The sequence below is a fragment of the Planomicrobium okeanokoites genome (assembly GCF_003428875.1).
Lineage (GTDB): Bacteria > Bacillota > Bacilli > Bacillales_A > Planococcaceae > Planococcus > Planococcus okeanokoites.
In genome coordinates this window covers 714,452-733,603 of the sequence record NZ_QQRS01000001.1, presented here as the reverse complement: position 1 = coordinate 733,603, position 19,152 = coordinate 714,452, and the positions used below count along the sequence as shown (strand labels likewise).

18 protein-coding genes are annotated in these 19,152 nt (G+C 45.4%); all 18 read left to right on the top strand.

Annotated elements, in window-relative coordinates; genetic code table 11:
- The first annotated feature begins 4 nt into the window (after nt 1–4).
- The 18 genes from ylqF (at nt 5) to D2910_RS03650 (ending at nt 19,120) form a co-directional block, all read left to right on the top strand.
- Nucleotides 5–874 (top strand): ribosome biogenesis GTPase YlqF, encoded by an 870-nt coding sequence (gene ylqF, locus D2910_RS03735; RefSeq protein WP_084245152.1) that lies wholly within the window; start codon nt 5–7, stop codon nt 872–874.
- 97 nt (nt 875–971) lie between these two features.
- Nucleotides 972–1,763, top strand: a complete 792-nt coding sequence (locus tag D2910_RS03730; RefSeq protein ID WP_117312431.1) for a ribonuclease HII — start codon at nt 972–974, stop codon at nt 1,761–1,763.
- A 122-nt stretch (nt 1,764–1,885) separates the two neighbouring features.
- Nucleotides 1,886–3,046, top strand: coding sequence for an ADP-forming succinate--CoA ligase subunit beta (sucC, locus tag D2910_RS03725; protein WP_117312430.1), 1,161 nt, complete (start codon nt 1,886–1,888; stop codon nt 3,044–3,046).
- A gap of 18 nt (nt 3,047–3,064) precedes the next feature.
- Nucleotides 3,065–3,967 carry a succinate--CoA ligase subunit alpha gene (sucD, locus tag D2910_RS03720; protein WP_084245158.1) on the top strand — a complete coding sequence of 301 codons (903 nt, stop codon included), beginning with the start codon at nt 3,065–3,067 and terminating at the stop codon, nt 3,965–3,967.
- Between the two features lie 169 nt (nt 3,968–4,136).
- Entirely contained in the window at nt 4,137–5,042 is a 906-nt protein-coding gene (gene dprA, locus D2910_RS03715) for a DNA-processing protein DprA (protein WP_117312429.1), read from the top strand.
- 101 nt (nt 5,043–5,143) lie between these two features.
- On the top strand, nt 5,144–7,213 hold the full coding sequence (topA, locus tag D2910_RS03710; RefSeq protein ID WP_101802834.1) for a type I DNA topoisomerase: 2,070 nt from the start codon (nt 5,144–5,146) through the stop codon (nt 7,211–7,213).
- A gap of 19 nt (nt 7,214–7,232) precedes the next feature.
- Nucleotides 7,233–8,543 carry an FADH(2)-oxidizing methylenetetrahydrofolate--tRNA-(uracil(54)-C(5))-methyltransferase TrmFO gene (trmFO, locus tag D2910_RS03705; protein WP_117312428.1) on the top strand — a complete coding sequence of 437 codons (1,311 nt, stop codon included), beginning with the start codon at nt 7,233–7,235 and terminating at the stop codon, nt 8,541–8,543.
- A gap of 112 nt (nt 8,544–8,655) precedes the next feature.
- Nucleotides 8,656–9,549 carry a tyrosine recombinase XerC gene (gene xerC, locus D2910_RS03700; RefSeq protein ID WP_117312427.1) on the top strand — a complete coding sequence of 298 codons (894 nt, stop codon included), beginning with the start codon at nt 8,656–8,658 and terminating at the stop codon, nt 9,547–9,549.
- Between the two features lie 14 nt (nt 9,550–9,563).
- Nucleotides 9,564–10,112, top strand: a complete 549-nt coding sequence (gene hslV, locus D2910_RS03695; RefSeq protein ID WP_084245280.1) for an ATP-dependent protease subunit HslV — start codon at nt 9,564–9,566, stop codon at nt 10,110–10,112.
- Nucleotides 10,109–11,506 (top strand): HslU--HslV peptidase ATPase subunit, encoded by a 1,398-nt coding sequence (gene hslU / locus D2910_RS03690; RefSeq protein WP_117312426.1) that lies wholly within the window; start codon nt 10,109–10,111, stop codon nt 11,504–11,506. The genes hslV and hslU overlap by 4 nt, the downstream gene beginning before the upstream one ends.
- Before the next feature lie 85 nt (nt 11,507–11,591).
- Nucleotides 11,592–12,371, top strand: a complete 780-nt coding sequence (gene codY / locus D2910_RS03685; protein ID WP_084245284.1) for a GTP-sensing pleiotropic transcriptional regulator CodY — start codon at nt 11,592–11,594, stop codon at nt 12,369–12,371.
- Nucleotides 12,372–13,177: 806 nt separating this feature from the next.
- Nucleotides 13,178–13,894 (top strand): 30S ribosomal protein S2, encoded by a 717-nt coding sequence (rpsB, locus tag D2910_RS03680; protein ID WP_084245286.1) that lies wholly within the window; start codon nt 13,178–13,180, stop codon nt 13,892–13,894.
- Nucleotides 13,895–13,982: 88 nt separating this feature from the next.
- Nucleotides 13,983–14,867 carry a translation elongation factor Ts gene (gene tsf / locus D2910_RS03675; protein ID WP_084245288.1) on the top strand — a complete coding sequence of 295 codons (885 nt, stop codon included), beginning with the start codon at nt 13,983–13,985 and terminating at the stop codon, nt 14,865–14,867.
- Between the two features lie 80 nt (nt 14,868–14,947).
- Nucleotides 14,948–15,673 carry a UMP kinase gene (gene pyrH / locus D2910_RS03670; protein WP_117312425.1) on the top strand — a complete coding sequence of 242 codons (726 nt, stop codon included), beginning with the start codon at nt 14,948–14,950 and terminating at the stop codon, nt 15,671–15,673.
- Nucleotides 15,673–16,230 carry a ribosome recycling factor gene (frr, locus tag D2910_RS03665; protein WP_101802839.1) on the top strand — a complete coding sequence of 186 codons (558 nt, stop codon included), beginning with the start codon at nt 15,673–15,675 and terminating at the stop codon, nt 16,228–16,230. The genes pyrH and frr overlap by 1 nt, the downstream gene beginning before the upstream one ends.
- 150 nt (nt 16,231–16,380) lie before the next feature.
- Nucleotides 16,381–17,172 (top strand): isoprenyl transferase, encoded by a 792-nt coding sequence (locus D2910_RS03660; RefSeq protein ID WP_084245294.1) that lies wholly within the window; start codon nt 16,381–16,383, stop codon nt 17,170–17,172.
- Complete coding sequence (locus D2910_RS03655) at nt 17,169–17,960, top strand: phosphatidate cytidylyltransferase (protein ID WP_084245296.1); 792 nt, start codon at nt 17,169–17,171, stop codon at nt 17,958–17,960. The genes D2910_RS03660 and D2910_RS03655 overlap by 4 nt, the downstream gene beginning before the upstream one ends.
- A 14-nt stretch (nt 17,961–17,974) precedes the next feature.
- Complete coding sequence (locus D2910_RS03650; protein ID WP_084245298.1) at nt 17,975–19,120, top strand: 1-deoxy-D-xylulose-5-phosphate reductoisomerase; 1,146 nt, start codon at nt 17,975–17,977, stop codon at nt 19,118–19,120.
- The last annotated feature ends 32 nt before the right edge of the window (nt 19,121–19,152 follow it).

Genomic DNA, 19,152 nt, shown 5'->3' with positions numbered 1-19,152 from the left:
TTTTATGACGATTCAATGGTTTCCGGGGCATATGGCGAAAGCCCGGAGAGAAGTAACTGAAAAACTGAAATTAGTCGATATCATATTTGAACTTGTTGATGCGAGGCTTCCCTTATCATCACGCAACCCGATGATCGATCAGGTGATTCAGCAGAAACCGAGGCTGATCATCTTAAACAAGATGGATATGGCCGATGATGCAGAAACGAAAAAGTGGATCCACTATTTTGAAGAACAGGGCACACGTGCAGTAGCCATCAACTCGCTTGAAGGCAAAGGACTGCAGCTGGTGACGAAAGCGTCGAAGGAGATCCTCGCCGAAAAATGGGACCGCATGATTGCAAAAGGGATCAAACCCCGCGCTATCCGTGCCATGATCGTCGGGATCCCGAACGTAGGCAAATCGACTTTGATCAACCGACTCGCTAAAAAGAGCCTTGCGAAAACCGGGAATATGCCCGGGGTGACAAAAGCGCAGCAATGGATCAAGGTTGGTAAGGAAATTGAATTGCTGGATACTCCAGGTATTCTATGGCCGAAATTCGAGGACCCTGAAACCGGTTTTAAATTGGCGGTAACCGGAGCAATCAAAGATTCTGTCATCCAAATGCAGGAATTGGCCATCTATGCCCTTAAATTTCTGGAACAGCGGTATCCGGAGCGTTTGAAAGAGCGTTATGGAATTGATCATATCGATGAAGAAATTGTCCATACCTTTGACCACATTGCCAAAAAGCGCCGTTTTGTATCGCATGAAGGCGAAGTGGATTATGAAATGACCGCCGAAGCGATTGTACGGGACATCCGCAATCAATACCTTGGACGAGTCACGTTCGATTATAAAGATGAAATGATAGTGGAAGAAGAGGCGTAACAACAATGCAGGCAAATGAAAGAGGCTGATCCGATTCCGGGCAGCCTCTTTTATTTTTAACAAAGTCGGCAGTTGGCGCAACAGGAGGAGCAGCGGGATGCAAACGATTAAAATCATACGCGAGAAACTGGGCGAGACAGAAAAGTGGGAGCCTTGGATCGATGAATTGGAAACGGATGAACGAAAGGCTGTCCAAAAATTATTGGCTTCCTGGAAACGCAAACAGTCACTTCAGGAAAAGTTATTCGAGAACCTTGAACTCAAACAGCAATTCGACCATTCATTCAAAGAAAGTCCTGATTGGACCGTGGCGGGGATTGATGAAGCAGGGAGAGGTCCGCTGGCTGGACCGGTTGTGACGGCAGCCGTCATACTTCCTGACCATTGCCCGACACTTCTCGGGCTCGATGATTCAAAAAAAATCCCGAAAGCGAAAAGGGAATTTTTTGCCGAGGAAATAAAAAAAGTGGCTGTAAGCTATGCTGTACATATACAGCCTCCTGAAGAAATTGACCGATTGAATATCTATCAGGCAACAAAGCAGTCAATGGCTGAAGCCGCGATGTCACTTGAACCTGCGCCGTCGATCATTCTCGCCGATGCCATGCAGCTCGATGTCGGAATCCCTTGTGCATCGATTATCAAAGGGGACGCCAAAAGTCTGTCGATTGCAGCTGCCTCCATTTTGGCCAAAACAGGAAGGGACGCCATAATGGAAGCATATGCGGCTGAATATCCTGGATATGGTTTCGAACAGCACGCCGGATATGGAACTAAATCACATGTGCAGGCAATTAATGAGCTCGGTATAACTCCGATTCACAGGCGCACTTTCGAACCTGTAAAAGGGATTGTGGAGCAGGCGGATGCAATGAAAATGAATGAATGAAGTGATTGAATATTTCAAGTATTCATTAGCTTGGCTGTCTACTGTGGACATTTTGTGGCAACTTTAATACAATGGTAAAGGCAATAAAATTAAGAGACAGATGTTTGATTGGAGGATGACAGATGAATATCCATGAATATCAGGGAAAACAGGTCCTGAAACAATATGGCGTATCAGTTCCAGAAGGCCATGTTGCTTTTTCACCTGAAGAAGCAGTCAAAGCAGCGAAAGAACTTGGTTCGGATGTTGTCGTTGTAAAAGCTCAAATCCACGCAGGTGGACGAGGCAAAGCAGGCGGCGTCAAGCTGGCTAAAAACTTGGATGAAGTGCGCGAGTATGCTAAGGAACTTCTTGGCAAAACGCTTGTGACTCACCAAACAGGTCCCGAAGGTAAAGAAGTTAAACGTCTTTACATCGAAGCGGGCAGCAACATCGAAAAAGAATACTATCTTGGATTGGTTCTTGATCGTGAAACTTCCCTAGTCAACTTGATGGGATCAGAAGAAGGCGGAATGGACATCGAAGAAGTAGCAGCAAACACACCGGAGCGAATCTTCTATGAAGAAATCGATCCTGTTGTCGGTTTGAGTGGTTTCCAGGCTCGCCGTATGGCATTCAACATGAACATCCCGGCTAAGCTTGTAAACAAAGCAGCCAAATTGATGCTGGGCCTTTACCAGGCTTATGTGGAAAAAGATGCAGCAATCGTCGAGATCAACCCATTGGTTGTAACTGGCGACGGACAGGTAGTGGCTTTGGATGCGAAGTTCAACTTCGATGCGAACGCGCTATACCGTCATCAGGACATCATGGAAATGCGCGATTACGATGAAGAAGATGCCAAAGAAATCGAAGCTTCCAAGTATGACTTGAGCTACATTTCATTGGACGGAAACATCGGCTGTATGGTTAACGGTGCCGGCCTTGCTATGGCAACAATGGATACGATCAACTATTACGGCGGCTCACCCGCTAACTTCCTTGACGTTGGGGGCGGTGCCACTGCTGAGAAAGTAACGGAAGCTTTCAAGATCATTCTTTCTGACAAGAATGTAAAAGGGATCTTCGTTAACATTTTCGGCGGTATCATGAAGTGTGACATCATTGCGGAAGGTGTTATTCAAGCTGCTAAAGAAGTCAGCCTTGAAGTGCCATTAGTTGTCCGTCTTGAAGGAACGAACGTAGAACTTGGTAAAAAACTGCTGAACGAATCAGGTCTGAACATCGTAGCTGCTGGCACTATGGCGGATGGCGCGAAACAGATCGTAGAACTTGTAGGCTAAAGAAGGGCAGGGACAAAAATGAGTGTATACATTAATAAAGACACAAAAGTGCTTGTACAGGGAATTACAGGGTCAACTGCCCTTTTCCATACAAAGCAAATGCTTGAATACGGAACGAAAATCGTTGCGGGTGTAACACCAGGCAAAGGCGGTACTGAAGTTGAAGGCGTACCTGTTTTCAACACAGTTGAAGATGCCGTAAAAGCTACAGGTGCTAATGTATCTGTAATTTATGTACCGGCTCCTTTTGCTGCTGACGCAATTCTTGAAGCAGTGGAAGCTGATCTGGACATGGCTATCTGCATCACTGAGCACATTCCTGTATTGGACATGGTAAAAGTGAAGCGTTATATGGAAGGCAAGAAAACACGTCTTGTCGGACCTAACTGCCCGGGTGTCATCACTCCGGACGAATGTAAGATCGGCATCATGCCTGGTTACATTCACAAAAAAGGACATGTCGGTGTTGTATCACGCTCTGGTACGTTGACGTACGAAGCGACTCACCAATTGTCTGAAGAAGGAATCGGCCAATCGACTGCTGTCGGCATCGGCGGAGACCCTGTAAACGGCACAAACTTTATCGATGTATTGAAGGAATTCAATGAAGACGAAGACACTTATGCTGTTGTCATGATCGGTGAAATCGGTGGTACTGCTGAAGAAGAAGCTGCAGAATGGGTTAAAGCTAATATGACTAAACCTGTTGTCGGCTTTATCGGCGGACAGACTGCTCCAGAAGGAAAACGCATGGGCCACGCTGGTGCGATAATTTCCGGAGGTAAAGGAACTGCTGCAGATAAGATTAAAGCAATGAACGCTGCTGGAATCGAAGTTGCAGACACTCCATCAGTTATCGGTGAAACTTTGATCAAAGTGATCAAAGAAAAAGGTCTTTACGACGCTTGTAAAACACATTAATCATTTGAAACGCGGAACCTTAATTGGTTTCGCGTTTTTGATTTTTTGCTTTTCCCAACGAATAAAGATAATATTCCAACAACTGTTTACATGATCTCCCAGTCAGGCTACTATTAAGCTTAAGTCGCACTTCATCTTTGTCAGGCATCCAAAAGAATGGAGGAACTTTATGGATTCATTGTTTGAACAAAGGTTGATGGCGCTGCATTATGTTTACCCCAGACCACTCGATCGCTTAAAAAGGCTGATGCTCGATGATGCGGCATTGGAATATCTGGAAAACAGGCCAGCCTGGGAAATCAGTCAATTGCTCGGCATAAAGCCGGAAGCGGCGGCGAATCTGAAAACCGCTTACAGAAAATCACTAAACACCCCCTATTCTGACGTGTATGAAAAGCATAAGATAATCCCCATATCTTATAACCATCCCAATTACCCGCAAAGTCTCTTTCAATTGATCGATCCACCAGCCATCATTTATGCCAAGGGCAATATAGATTATTTATTGGATGAAGACCGGCTCGGTGTTATCGGCGCCAGAAAAGCTTCAAAATACTCACAAAAAGCGATGGATAAGATCATTCCGGATCTTGTGGCAGCGGGTTTTATAATCGTCAGCGGATTGGCTAAAGGCGCCGATGCGATGGCGCACCGGACTGCTATAGCTTGCGGCGGCAAAACAATTGCTGTTACCGGCAGCGGCTTTATGCATCCGTATCCGAAAGAGAACGGTGAATTGAATATTATAATAGAAGAAACTCAATTGTCGATAACCGAATATCCGCCTTATATACAGCCGAAACGCTGGAATTTCCCGATGCGCAACCGCATCATCAGTGGTTTGGTGAAAGGGGTTTTGGTCACGGAAGCGGAAGTGAAAAGCGGTACGCTCAGTACGATTGAACATGCCGTTGAACATGGCAAGGATATTTTTGCGGTCCCGGGGAATATCGATTCTGCCCTATCGGCTGGTCCGCATAAACTCATTTATGAAGGTGCAAAACCGGTTTGGAACGCACTTCAGGTGCTGGAAGAATACCGGGAAATTCAGGTTTTAAATAAGTCGATAAAATGAAATGCCTTGCATTAACACAAAAACTGTTATACATTTTGCACAGGTATTTCTTATTTATACAATATGTAAAAGTTTAAGAAACCTCTATGAGGAGGAGTTTTATGTCGGATTTTTTAGTGATTGTGGAATCGCCAGCAAAGGCGAAAACAATCGAGCGTTATTTGGGCAAGAAGTATAAAGTCCGCGCGTCTTTAGGGCATTTGCGTGATTTACCCCGCAGCCAGATGGCTGTTGATGTGGAAAATAATTTTGAACCCCGCTATATTACGATACGGGGGAAAGGCCCAATTCTTCAGGATTTAAAAAAAGAAGCGAAAAAAGCGAAGAAAGTCTTTCTCGCGGCTGACCCCGACAGAGAAGGGGAAGCGATTGCCTGGCATTTGGCAAATGCACTCGGCGTAGATCTTGACTCGGATTGCCGTGTTGTTTTCAACGAAATTACAAAAGATGCAATTAAAGAATCGTTTAAGCAACCGCGCAAAATCGATATGGATCTTGTCGATGCACAGCAGGCAAGACGGGTTCTTGACCGTCTCGTCGGTTACAGCATCAGTCCGTTATTGTGGAAAAAAGTGAAAAAAGGATTATCGGCGGGCCGTGTGCAATCAGTGGCGCTTCGCCTGGTCATCGATCGTGAAAATGAAATAAAAGAATTCGAACCGGAAGAGTATTGGTCTATAACAGGTGAGTTCGAAAAAGCGAAAAAGAATTTTGAAGCCCAGTTTTACGGGAATGCAAAAGAAAAAATGAAATTGCAAAATGAAGATGATGTCAAAGCGGTCATGGCGACGATGAAAGGCAAGAATTTCACTGTCAACCGCGTCGTTAAAAAAGAGAGAAAGAGAAATCCATCCCCATCTTTCACAACATCCTCTCTGCAGCAGGAAGCAGCAAGAAAATTAAACTTCCGTGCCAAGAAAACCATGATGCTTGCACAACAGCTTTACGAAGGTATAGCGGTCGGCAAAGAAGGGATTACGGGTCTGATTACGTATATGCGTACGGATTCAACACGGATCTCAGATACAGCCAAGCAGGATACCATCAAATTCATCGAAGAGAAATATGGTTCTGAGTATGTAACAAAAACGGCTGCAGCAAAGCAGTCATCCAAATCACAGGATGCCCACGAAGCGGTGCGGCCGACAAGTGTGATGCGCACTCCGGAATCATTGAAAAGTATCCTGTCCAGGGATTTATATCGTCTCTATAAATTGATATGGGACCGTTTTGTAGCGAGCCAGATGAGTCCGGCTGTACTTGATACGGTAATGGCGGAACTGCAGAACGGAGAAGCCGTATTCCGCGCCAACGGGTCTCAGGTGAAATTCCCTGGTTTCATGAAAGTTTATGTTGAAGGCACAGATGACAAAACTGAAGACAAAGACAATATTCTTCCTGAAATGGAAGAAGGCGATAAAGTCAAAGCTGTCGCCATCGAACCCAAACAGCATTTCACGCAGCCGCCGCCAAGATATACGGAAGCGCGTCTTGTGAGAACGCTCGAAGAATTGGGGATAGGCCGCCCGTCAACTTATGCGCCAACGCTGGACACGATCCAGAAACGCGGCTATGTAACGCTTGACGCCAAACGGTTTATTCCGACTGAGCTTGGGGAAATTGTCCACAGCCTTGTCCTGGAATTTTTCCCGGATATTCTGAATATCGAATTCACTGCTAAAATGGAGCACGATCTCGACAGTGTCGAAGATGGCGATGTGGAATGGAAAAGCATTATAGCGGAATTCTTCAAAGACTTCGAAAAAGACGTTGAAGTCGCTGAAAATGAAATGGAGAAAGTCCAGATCAAAGATGAACCTGCCGGGGAAGACTGTGAACACTGCGGATCGCCGATGGTCTTCAAACTTGGCCGGTACGGCAAATTCATGGCCTGCAGCAATTTCCCTGAATGCCGCAACACGAAAGCGATTGTCAAGCATACAGGTGTCACATGCCCTACATGTAAAAAAGGTGAGATTGTCGAACGGAAGAGTAAGAAAAAACGCATCTTCTATGGTTGCGAACGTTATCCTGAGTGTGAATTTGTCTCATGGGATAAACCGATAGAGCGTCCATGTCCGAAGTGCAGCAGCCTTCTGGTTGAAAAGAAAGTGAAAAAAGGCGTCCAGATCAATTGTGTAAATTGTGATTATCAGGAAGAAGTACAATAATTAACTGAGGTGTTCAACAATGACAAAAACCATCAATGTAATCGGCGCAGGACTCGCCGGCAGTGAAGCTGCATGGCAAATCGCCAAAAGAGGAGTCAATGTCCGTTTATATGAAATGCGGCCGGTCAAGCAAACTCCGGCTCACCACACAGACAAATTCGCTGAACTGGTATGCAGTAACTCATTGCGCGCTAATTCGCTGACCAATGCAGTCGGCGTTATCAAAGAAGAAATGCGGATGATGGACTCGGTCATCATCGAGTCAGCCGATAAAGCTTCTGTCCCTGCTGGCGGAGCACTCGCAGTAGACCGCCATGAATTTGCGGGAGCGGTTACGGATAAAGTCCGCAATCACCCGCTGGTTGAAGTGATCAATGAAGAAGTGACGGAAATTCCGGAAGGCATCACAATCATTGCGACAGGTCCGTTGACATCACCGGCACTTGCTGAAAAGATCCGTAAATTGACTGGGGAAGATTATCTTTATTTCTATGATGCTGCCGCACCGATCGTTGAGAAAGACAGCATCGATATGGATAAAGTCTATTTGAAATCGCGTTATGATAAAGGCGAAGCCGCTTATCTTAACTGCCCGATGACTGAAGAGGAATTCAAGCGGTTCCACACGGCTCTGGTTGAAGCTGAAGTTGTGCCATTGAAGGAATTTGAAAAAGAGATCTACTTTGAAGGATGTATGCCAGTCGAAGTGATGGCTGCCCGAGGAGAAAAAACATTGACTTTCGGTCCGATGAAACCGGTCGGCCTTGAAAATCCGAAAACAGGCGAACGGCCTTATGCAGTTGTGCAGCTTCGTCAGGATGACGCTGCAGGCACGCTTTATAACATTGTCGGATTCCAGACGCACTTGAAATGGGGACCTCAAAAAGAAGTTTTGAAACTCATTCCTGGTCTGGAAAATGTTGAAATTGTCCGTTACGGTGTGATGCACCGCAACACATTCATCAACTCTCCGCGCGTGTTGAAACCGACTTACCAATTGAAAGCCGATCCTAATATTTTCTTTGCCGGCCAGATGACAGGCGTGGAAGGCTATGTCGAATCAGCTGGAAGCGGCTTGCTTGCAGGGGTCAATGCTGCGAAATTGGCTCTGGGTGAGGAACTGGTCATCTTCCCGGCTGATACAGCACTAGGAAGCATGGCTCGTTATATCACTGAAGCTGACTGTGAAAACTTCCAGCCGATGAACATCAACTTCGGTTTGTTCCCGGACCTTGGTGAGCGCATCCGTTCGAAACAGGAACGCGCTGAAAAGCACGCGAACCGTGCTCTCGAATCAATTCGAAATTATATGAATACAGTAACAGTTTAATTGATAAAGGCCTCTGAATTTTGATATAATTTAGAGGCTTTTTATTATTGCGCTGTAATGATTAAATCACATCTGAACAGGCGCGGCAGATTGGAAAGGGCGGGACAGCGAGATGGATAAACAGGAAATGGTCCGGTCTTTCATCAGTTATATACAATTGGAAAAAAATTATTCAGAACTCACCGTGCTTAATTACGAGCATGATTTAGCGGGTTTTTTTCAGGTCATGGAGAGTGAAGGCGTCTACGATCTGAAGCAGGTCGAATATCTGCATGCCCGCAATTACGTGACGAGATTATATAATGAACAAATGTCCAGAACGACCGTGTCCCGGAAAATATCAGCCATCCGATCCTTTTTCAAATACGGCAATCGGGAATTCGGCTTGAACGAAGATGCATTCCGTTCACTGTACCATCCGAAGAAAGAAGAACGGCTGCCACAATTCTTTTACGAAGAAGAGCTGGCTGTTCTGTTTGAATCGGTCAGAGGCGAAGACAAGCTGTCGATCCGCAATACCGCGCTTCTGGAGCTATTATATGCAACCGGCATGCGGGTCAGCGAATGCGTTTCCATCCGGATGAAGGATCTGGACCGAAGCATGCAGATTGTCAAAGTGATGGGGAAAGGCCGAAAAGAGCGCTACATACCTTATGGACAATTTGCGCATGACGCATTGGAACATTATATCGATGAAGTTCGTCCTAAGCTTATGAAAAACACGGACCACGATGGTTTGTTTGTCAATAACCGGGGAGATCTTCTGACGGCGCGGGGGATACGCCATATATTGACCGAATGCATGAAAAAGGCATCGGCTAATTCCAATATCTATCCCCATATGATCCGCCACAGCTTTGCTACCCACCTGTTGAATAATGGCGCGGATCTCCGGACAGTTCAGGAATTGCTTGGGCATTCCCATCTGTCATCCACCCAGGTTTATACACACGTGACAAAAGAGCATTTGCGGAAAACATATTTGAATTCACATCCGCGGGCATAGAGAGGGGAATACTGATGGAACAATTTCATGCCACCACGATATTCGCGGTACGCCACAACGGCGAATGCGCAATGTCAGGTGATGGACAAGTGACTTTCGGCAATGCCGTTGTCATGAAACATACAGCAAGAAAAGTACGTACTTTATATAATGGCCAGGTATTGACGGGCTTTGCCGGTTCAGTGGCTGATGCTTTCACTCTTTTTGAAATGTTCGAAGGCAAACTCACTGAGTACAACGGAAATCTTCAGCGGGCTGCAGTGGAACTGGCCAAGCAATGGCGTGGAGATAAAATGCTGCGCCAGCTGGAAGCGATGCTGATCGTCATGAATAAAGACGAGTTGCTGCTGGTATCCGGAACCGGTGAAGTGATCGAACCGGATGACGGGATACTGGCTATCGGTTCAGGCGGAAATTATGCGCTGGCGGCGGGCCGCGCCTTGAAGAAATATGCCGGCGACAATATGTCTGCCAAAGAGATCGCGCAATCAGCGCTGGAAACCGCAGCGGATATATGTGTTTACACAAATCATCAAATCGTAGTGGAGGAGCTGTCAAAATGAAAACCCAAACAGATCTGACACCCAGACAGATAACGGAACATCTTGACCGTTATATAGTAGGCCAGAAAGATGCCAAGCGGTCGATTGCGATCGCACTTCGCAACCGCTACAGAAGAAGCCGGCTGGATGAGGAGCTGCGTGACGAAGTGATCCCGAAGAATATCCTGATGATCGGGCCGACAGGTGTCGGTAAGACGGAAATTGCCAGACGCATCGCTAAATTGACAGGCGCACCCTTTATCAAAGTGGAAGCGACGAAATTCACCGAAGTGGGTTATGTTGGACGCGATGTGGAATCGATGGTGCGTGACTTGGTGGAAGCTGCAGTCAGAATCGTGAAAGAAGAGAAGTTCGAAGCGGTGAAGGGCAAAGCGGAAGCTGCAGCCAATGAACGGATTGTAAAATTGCTCGTTCCTTCGATGAAGAAAAAGCAGGCAAGCCAAAATCCGCTTGAGATGATGTTCGGCCAAAAATTCGATCAGGATGAAGAAGAGCCGACTGCTGAAGTGGAAGTTCGCGTGAAAAGACGGGAAATCGCTGCAGATTTGAAAGCGGGGAAATTGGAAGACGAGTGGCTGAATGTCGAGGTGCTGGAAAACGCGCCGTCGATGTTTGATGCCCTTCAAGGTTCCGGCATGGAGCAGATGGGCGCGAATATGCAGGATGCCTTATCTTCCCTGATGCCGAAGAAAAAGAAAAAACGCCGCCTTCAAGTGAAAGAGGCCAGACGCATTTTAGCTGCAGAAGAAGCGGCGAAACTGGTTGATGATGAAGAAGTGGCAAGTGAAGCGATTGACCGGGCAGAACAGCACGGCATCATCTTTATTGACGAGATGGACAAGATCGCCAGCAAGAATAACTCGTCTTCAGCGGATGTATCGCGTGAAGGTGTGCAGCGGGATATTCTGCCGATTGTCGAAGGCTCAACCGTTTCCACAAAGTACGGAGCGGTGAAAACGGACTATATGCTGTTTGTTGCAGCGGGGGCATTCCATATGTCCAAGCCTTCTGACCTGATTCCTGAACTGCAGGGCCGGTTCCCGATCCGTGTGGAGCTGCAGAAGCTGGAAGTGGACGATTTCGTCAAAATATTGACGGAACCGAAACATTCTTTGCTGAATCAATATAAAGCGCTTCTCGAAACAGAGGGAGTTGTGGTAAACTTCAATGATGCCTCAATCGTCAGACTAGCGGAAATTGCGTATGAAGTGAATCAGGATACCGATAACATCGGAGCCCGCCGATTGCATACCATTTTAGAGCGGCTGCTCGAAGACCTGTCCTTTGAAGCTTCTGAAATAAGCCCTGCGCAAATAGACATAACACCTCAATATGTGAACGATAAACTTGAAAATGTGGCAAAAAACAAAGATTTGTCACAATTTATCCTGTAAATAAGTCAAATCAGTTCCCTTAAAGAGTAAAAAGCTTTAGAATATTGAATAAATACGGTACGAATTATGTAGGAGGTTCATTATAATGAATTTATTAGGAAAAACGAGACGCATCAACTCTATGCTGCAAGCAGCAGCCGGCAAGCCGGTAAACTTCAAGGACATGGCGGAAACTTTAAGCGAAGTTATCGAATGTAACGCATTCGTTGTCAGCCGCAAAGGTAAAGTCCTAGGCTATGCCATCAACCAGCAGATCGAAAACGAACGGATGAAAGGCATGCTTGAAGAGCGCCAGTTCCCCATCGAATACACACAAAACCTTTCAAACATCAACGAAACATCCGCTAACCTGGATGTAAACAGCGAACACACAATCTTCCCTGTGGAAGAACGTGAATTGTTCAAAAACGGCCTGACTACAATCGTGCCGATCATCGGTGGCGGCGAACGTCTTGGTACATTGTTGCTTGGACGCGTCAACGCTGAATTCCAGGATGATGATTTGATTCTTGGCGAATACGGTGCAACAGTGGTCGGGATGGAAATCCTTCGCGAAAAAGGCGACCGCATCGAAGAAGAAGCACGCAGCAAAGCTGTTGTTCAAATGGCGATCTCATCACTGTCTTACAGTGAGCTTGAAGCAATCGAACACATTTTTGAAGAGCTTGACGGCAACGAAGGTTTGCTTGTCGCTTCAAAAATCGCTGACCGTGTGGGAATCACCCGTTCAGTAATCGTCAACGCACTTCGTAAACTTGAAAGTGCCGGCGTCATCGAATCACGTTCACTTGGGATGAAAGGGACTTACATCAAAGTCCTTAACACAAAATTCCTTGCTGAGCTTGAGCAATTGAAAATGAACTAAAATGAATCAGGAGACACCGGGTATTTATATCCGGTGTCTTTTTTCTTTTGTTATTTCATGCTCTACACCAACCGATATTGCGCAAAACAGCTTCGCGAAAACAGGTGCTCCTGCATCGCTTCGCTAGCTTCGTCGCAAAGACCCGGCCGAACTTCCTTCGGCCAAGTCTTTCCTGGGGGCTTGCGCTGAGCTAACTCGGACTCGTGCCACTTCGCCCGAGTGGATCTCAGCACTTCGCTCGAACCAGAGTTGAAAAGCCAACTCTGGTTCTGATCCCCTGGGAGTCTGCGCTATTTTGCTCCATATCTCAGTCCGCTTTCGATAAATGGTTATCTATTTAAGATAATTATTAATGAAAAAGTGAAGGTTTCATTTCTACACAAATTTAAATGAAGTGGCAGGGAAGGTGAAGTGTAAAGATGTGCTCCTTCATCTCTTCGCTGCTACGTCGCAAACACATGGCCACGCCAGCGTCGGCTAATGTTTTTGCTTGATATCTATAGAGAGCTATCTAGCGCAGGCGCGCCTATGGACTGAGCGGAGCAATAAGACGAGCGTTCTTCTCGGCTTATTGAGGGAGCTTTGTCCTAAGCGCCGAAGCGGTATGTAAAGCGGATTGTTTCTAGACTTTCTTAATTTTTATTTCTAAGAGAAACCTGTTGCGGAATAGAACAGTCCCGTGGTATAATTTCAAATGGTGTTAAATACACACGCATTCGGATTTGTTCCGCTGGTGCCCTTATTGGGTAACGGTTCAAAGAAGAAGAATGCGGAGGGAAAAAATAACCTATCAGGAGGAAACACACATGTCAGTAATTTCTATGAAACAATTGCTTGAAGCTGGTGTACACTTTGGCCACCAGACTCGCCGTTGGAACCCGAAAATGAAAAAATATATTTTCGTTGAACGTAACGGTATCTACATCATCGATCTTCAAAAAACAGTCCGCAAATTGGAAGAGGCTTACAGCTTCATGAAACAAGTGGGCGAAGATGGCGGAAAGGTACTTTTCGTTGGTACGAAAAAACAAGCTCAGGACGCTATCAAAGAAGAAGCAGAACGTTCTGGCAACTACTACATCAACCAGCGTTGGTTGGGTGGAACACTTACTAACTTCGGCACAATCCAAAAACGTGTGAATCGTATGAAACAAATCGAGCGCATGTCTGAAGATGGAACTTTCGAAGTTCTTCCGAAGAAAGAAGTAGTTCAATTGAATAAAGAACACGATCGTCTTGTTAAATTCCTTGGCGGTATCCGTGATATGAACGGTCTTCCGGACGTAATGTTCGTAGTTGACCCGCGCAAAGAACGCATTGCAGTAGCAGAAGCTATGAAATTGAACATTCCGATCGTTGGTATCGTTGATACGAACTGTGATCCAGATGAAATCGATTATGTAATTCCTGCAAACGATGATGCAATCCGCGCAGTAAAACTTTTGACTGGTAAAATGGCTGATGCTTTGCTAGAGTCTAAACCGGAAGAAGAAGAAGAAACTCCAGCTGAAGCTGCAGAGTAATTCACAATGAAGCACAGGTGATAAGCGGCCACAAACCCTCTTATCACCTTTTTTTGAGAAAACGTATATCCTAAGGAGGAATTTAATCATGGCAGTTACAGCTCAAATGGTAAAAGAATTGCGTGAAAAAACTGGTGCAGGTATGATGGACTGCAAAAAAGCACTTGTAGAAACAAACGGTGATATGGAAGCGGCGTTGGATTTCCTGCGTGAAAAAGGCCTTTCAAGCGCTTCTAAAAAAGCGGACCGTATTGCTGCTGAAGGTATTACTTCAATCATGGTTGAAGGAAACGAAGCAGTTATCTACGAAGTAAACGCTGAAACTGATTTCGTTGCTAAAAACGAAGGTTTCCAAACACTTGTTAAAGAGTTGGGCGAACACCTTTTGGCTACTAAACCGGCATCAATCGAAGAAGCAAACTCTTCTACAATGTCTAACGGTTTGACAGTAGCGGACCACGTTTCAAACGCAATCGCGAAGATCGGTGAAAAAATCACTTTGCGCCGCTTTGAAATCCGCACTAAAACAGACGCTGACGCTTTCGGTCCTTACCTTCACATGGGCGGCCGCATTTCTGTATTGGTAATGCTTGAAAACACTACTGATACTGATGCTGCACGCGACATCGCAATGCACATTGCTGCTTTGAACCCTCAATACATTTCACGTGACGAAGTTTCTGCTGAAGAAGTGGAAAAAGAGCGTAAAGTATTGACTGAGCAAGCATTGAACGAAGGCAAGCCTGAAAAAATCGTTGAAAAAATGGTCGAAGGCCGTCTTGGTAAATATTTCGAAGACGTTTGCTTGCTTGACCAGGCTTTCGTTAAAAACTCAGATCAAAAAGTCCGTGATTTCGTGGCTTCAACTGGCGGCAGTGTAAAAGAATTCATCCGCTATGAAGTTGGAGAAGGAATCGAAAAACGCGAAGATAACTTTGCTGATGAAGTTATGAGCCAAGTAAACAAAAAATAATTCATTTTCATAGCATGACCTCAGGGAACACTGAAAGGTGTTCCCTATTTTTCAATAAATAGTTAAAATGGAGGGTACCGATGAGTGTTCAGCAGTATAAACGCATTGTATTAAAACTTAGTGGAGAAGCGATGGCAGGTGGACAAGGTTTCGGATTATCTCCTGAAATCATTAAATCTGTAGCCGCTCAAGTAAAAGACGTCGTAGAACTTGGCGTTGAAGTTGCCGTAGTGGTTGGCGGAGGCAATATCTGGAGAGGGAAAATCGGTTCTGAAATGGGCATGGACCGTGCAACTGCCGATTATATGGGCATGCTGGCAACTGTGATGAATTCACTTGCTTTGCAGGATTCCCTTGAGAAGCAGGATGTGGAAACCCGCGTTCTTTCTTCTATTGAAATGCGCCAGGTCGCTGAGCCTTATATTCGCAGACGGGCAATCCGCCATCTTGAGAAGAAGCGGGTTGTAATTTTCGCAGCAGGGACCAGCAATCCGTATTTCTCTACTGATACAACGGCTGCACTTCGGGCTGCCGAAATTGAGGCGGACGTCATCCTGATGGCGAAAAACAATGTGGATGGTGTGTACTCAGCCGATCCGAAAACTGATGCAACAGCTGTTAAATATGAAGAGTTATCATATTTGGAAGTGATTCAACAAGGCCTGCAAGTAATGGATTCTACTGCTTCCACACTATGTATGGACAATGATATCCCACTCGTAGTATTCTCAATTATGGAAAATGGTAATATAAAACGGGCTGTTCAAGGTGAAAAAATCGGAACAGTTGTGAGGAGAGACATATAATGCCGAAATCTGTGATGAATGAAACCAAAGAAAAAATGACGAACGCTATTCAAGCTTATTCACGCGAACTTTCTTCAATCCGCGCTGGCCGTGCAACTCCGTCTATTTTAGACAGAGTTACAGTCGATTACTACGGAGCACCTACTCCGATTAATCAGGTTGCTGGTGTATCGGTTCCGGAAGCTCGCATGATCATGATCCAGCCATATGACAAGTCTGTGCTGGGTGACATCGAGAAAGCGATCTTAAAATCGGATATCGGCTTGAACCCGTCGAACGATGGTTCGGTCATCCGTTTAGCTGTACCTGCTTTGACTGAAGAGCGCCGTAAAGAGCTCGTCAAAGATGTCAAAAAAGAAGCGGAAGTTGCTAAAGTGAATGTTCGTAATATCCGCCGCGATGCGAACGATGAGTTTAAGAAGCTTCAGAAGAAGAGCGAAATCACAGAAGATGATTTGCGCAGCTATTCCGATGATGTCCAGAAGTTGACGGATTCGAATATCGCGAAAATCGACGATATGGCGAAAGATAAAGAAAAAGAGATTATGGAAGTATAAATCGAACTTCATAAGCTTTCACGCGTCCTGTATAGCAGGGCGCTTTTTCATGCCAAAAAAAATGTGATCGAGAAAGATAAAGCACGATAGCATTTTTTTTGATATGATAAGCAATAGACATGCCGATTTGTAATAGGTGGAGGATTAATTATGATAAATAAATTATTAAAACGAAATACGGAAACTGTGATCGGTGATTTGGATCGCTTGTCGCTGGTCCAAGATGGGATTATCCCTTCACATATAGCCATTATTATGGATGGCAACGGCCGGTGGGCGAAAAAACGTTCACTTCCGCGTGTTGCTGGACATCACGAAGGAATGAAGACTGTACGGAAAATCACCCGTTTGGCCAATAATCTCGGCGTTGACGTATTGACATTATATGCATTTTCCACAGAAAATTGGAAACGGCCAAAAATGGAAGTTGATTTTCTGATGAGGCTTCCGGAAGAGTTTCTTTCGACATTTTTGCCGGAATTAATCGCTGAAAACGTAAAAGTGGAAATGATGGGTGACCATACAAATCTGCCTGCACATACATTGAAAGCAATTTCGAAAGCAAAGGAAGCTACAAAAGATAATACTGGCCTTATTTTGAATTTCGCATTGAACTACGGAAGCCGGTCGGAAATCGTGGACTCGGTAAAAGAACTTGCCGCTCAAGTGGCTGCAGGAACTTTAGACCCCGAAGACATTACAGAGGAACATATCAGTTCCGGGCTTATGACAAAGTCATTGCCGGAACCTGATTTATTGATACGTACCAGCGGAGAAGTTCGTTTAAGCAACTTCATGCTTTGGCAGCTGGCTTATACCGAATTTTGGTTCACTGATACATTGTGGCCGGATTTCAATGAAGATTCTTTAATCGATGCGGTTGAAAATTACCAAAAGAGAAATCGCCGATTCGGAGGATTGAAAGGGGAAGAAGCACAGTGAAACAGCGTCTCATTACCGGAGCAATCGCTTTTGCATTATTCATACCATTTGTTATTTTAGGCGGGACTCCTTTTACTATTTTAGTGTTGATCCTGGGAACCATCGGTTTCCAGGAATTATTGAAGATGAAAGGCCGCACACTCTGGAGTGTACCCGGCCTTATTTCCCTTTTGGCGTTATATGCTTTCATGATGCCAGGTGAGTGGACTCTCCAGGTTTCAGGCTGGACGGGATATACAAAAGTTGAATTCGCTTTTATCGCGGTCATTTTGCTATTAATACATACTGTAATCGTTAAAAACAGCTTTACATTCGATGACGCCGCCTTTGCAATCCTTGGCACCCTATATGTCGGGATGGGATTCCTCTATCTGATTGAAACAAGAGAAGCAGGCCTGGCTGTTCTGATTTACGCATTATTGGTCGTCTGGTTTACGGATTCAGGCGCTTATTTCACTGGGCGGAAATTCGGTAAACGGAAGCTATGGCCAGAAATTTCACCGAATAAAACAATTGAAGGGTTTGTAGGGGGCATCTTGTATGCCGTCGTCGCTGCATTGGTTTTCAATTTCTTCGTGGATTTGAATAAACCAGTCTACATAATTATACTCGTCACAATCGTTGCGTCTGTTTTCGGGCAGATGGGTGACTTGGTCGAGTCTGCACTGAAACGGCATTTCAACGTAAAAGATTCAGGTAAGGTCCTGCCGGGACATGGTGGTATTTTAGACCGCTTTGACAGTATTCTTTTCGTTATGCCATTATTGCATTTTTTACATTTCATCTAAGGAGGACATCCTGAATGGTCAAAAAAATTATTTTACTGGGAGCGACCGGTTCGATCGGCGTCCAGACAACAGATATTATCCGAGAGCATCCTGAAGAATTCAAGCTGGTTGGATTCTCAGCCGGCCGCAATATGGAATTAGCAAGAAAATTCATCAAAGAATTCCATCCCGAAATTGTATGTGTTCAAAATGAACAGGATGCGGTTGTTCTTCGCGGCGAATTTCCCCGAACTGCTTTCGTATCGGGAAATTCGGGCTTGATTGAGACGGCAGTTTTTGATGCGGATGTGCTGGTAAACGCCGTCATCGGAAGTGTGGGGCTCGAGCCGACACTTGAAGCGATAAAGCTGGGCCGCACGATCGCCATTGCCAATAAGGAAACGCTGGTTACAGCCGGCCACCTGGTTATGGAAAACGCCAAGCGTTATGGTGCACCTATTCTTCCGGTAGACAGCGAGCATTCCGCTTTATTCCAATCGCTGAATGGTGAAAAAATTGAGCAGGCAACCAAATTGATTCTGACAGCATCTGGCGGAAGCTTCAGGGATTCTACAAGAGATGAACTTAAAAACGTTACGGTCAAGGAAGCGCTGAACCACCCTAATTGGTCGATGGGAGCGAAAATTACGATCGACTCGGCGACGATGGTGAATAAAGGGCTCGAAGTAATAGAAGCAAACGTACTTTTTAATTTTGATTACGATGACATTGAAGTTCTCCTCCACAGAGAAAGTATCATCCATTCAATGGTGGAATTCCGTGACACCAGTGTAATGGCGCAGCTCGGTACTCCTGATATGCGCGTCCCAATCCAATATGCGCTGACCTATCCGGAACGCCTGGAGCGTCCGAACGCCAAGCGTTTGAATCTGGCTGAGATCGGCAAACTGCATTTTCAGCAGATGGATTATGAACGTTTCCATGCATTGCAATTGGCTTTTGACGCAGGGCGTATCGGTGGAACAATGACCACCGTGCTAAATGCAGCCAATGAGCAGGCAGTAGCCATGTTCTTAAATGAGGAAATCAAGTTTCTGCAAATTGAAGAAATGATCGAACGTGCTATGGATGCGCATAAACCGACATCAACTCCGGATCTGGAAACGATTCTGCATGTCGATTCTGAAACAAGAAAATCAGTCCGAAACATGCTAAAATAACTAAAGATTAAAACCGAAAAGGTTTATAAGGA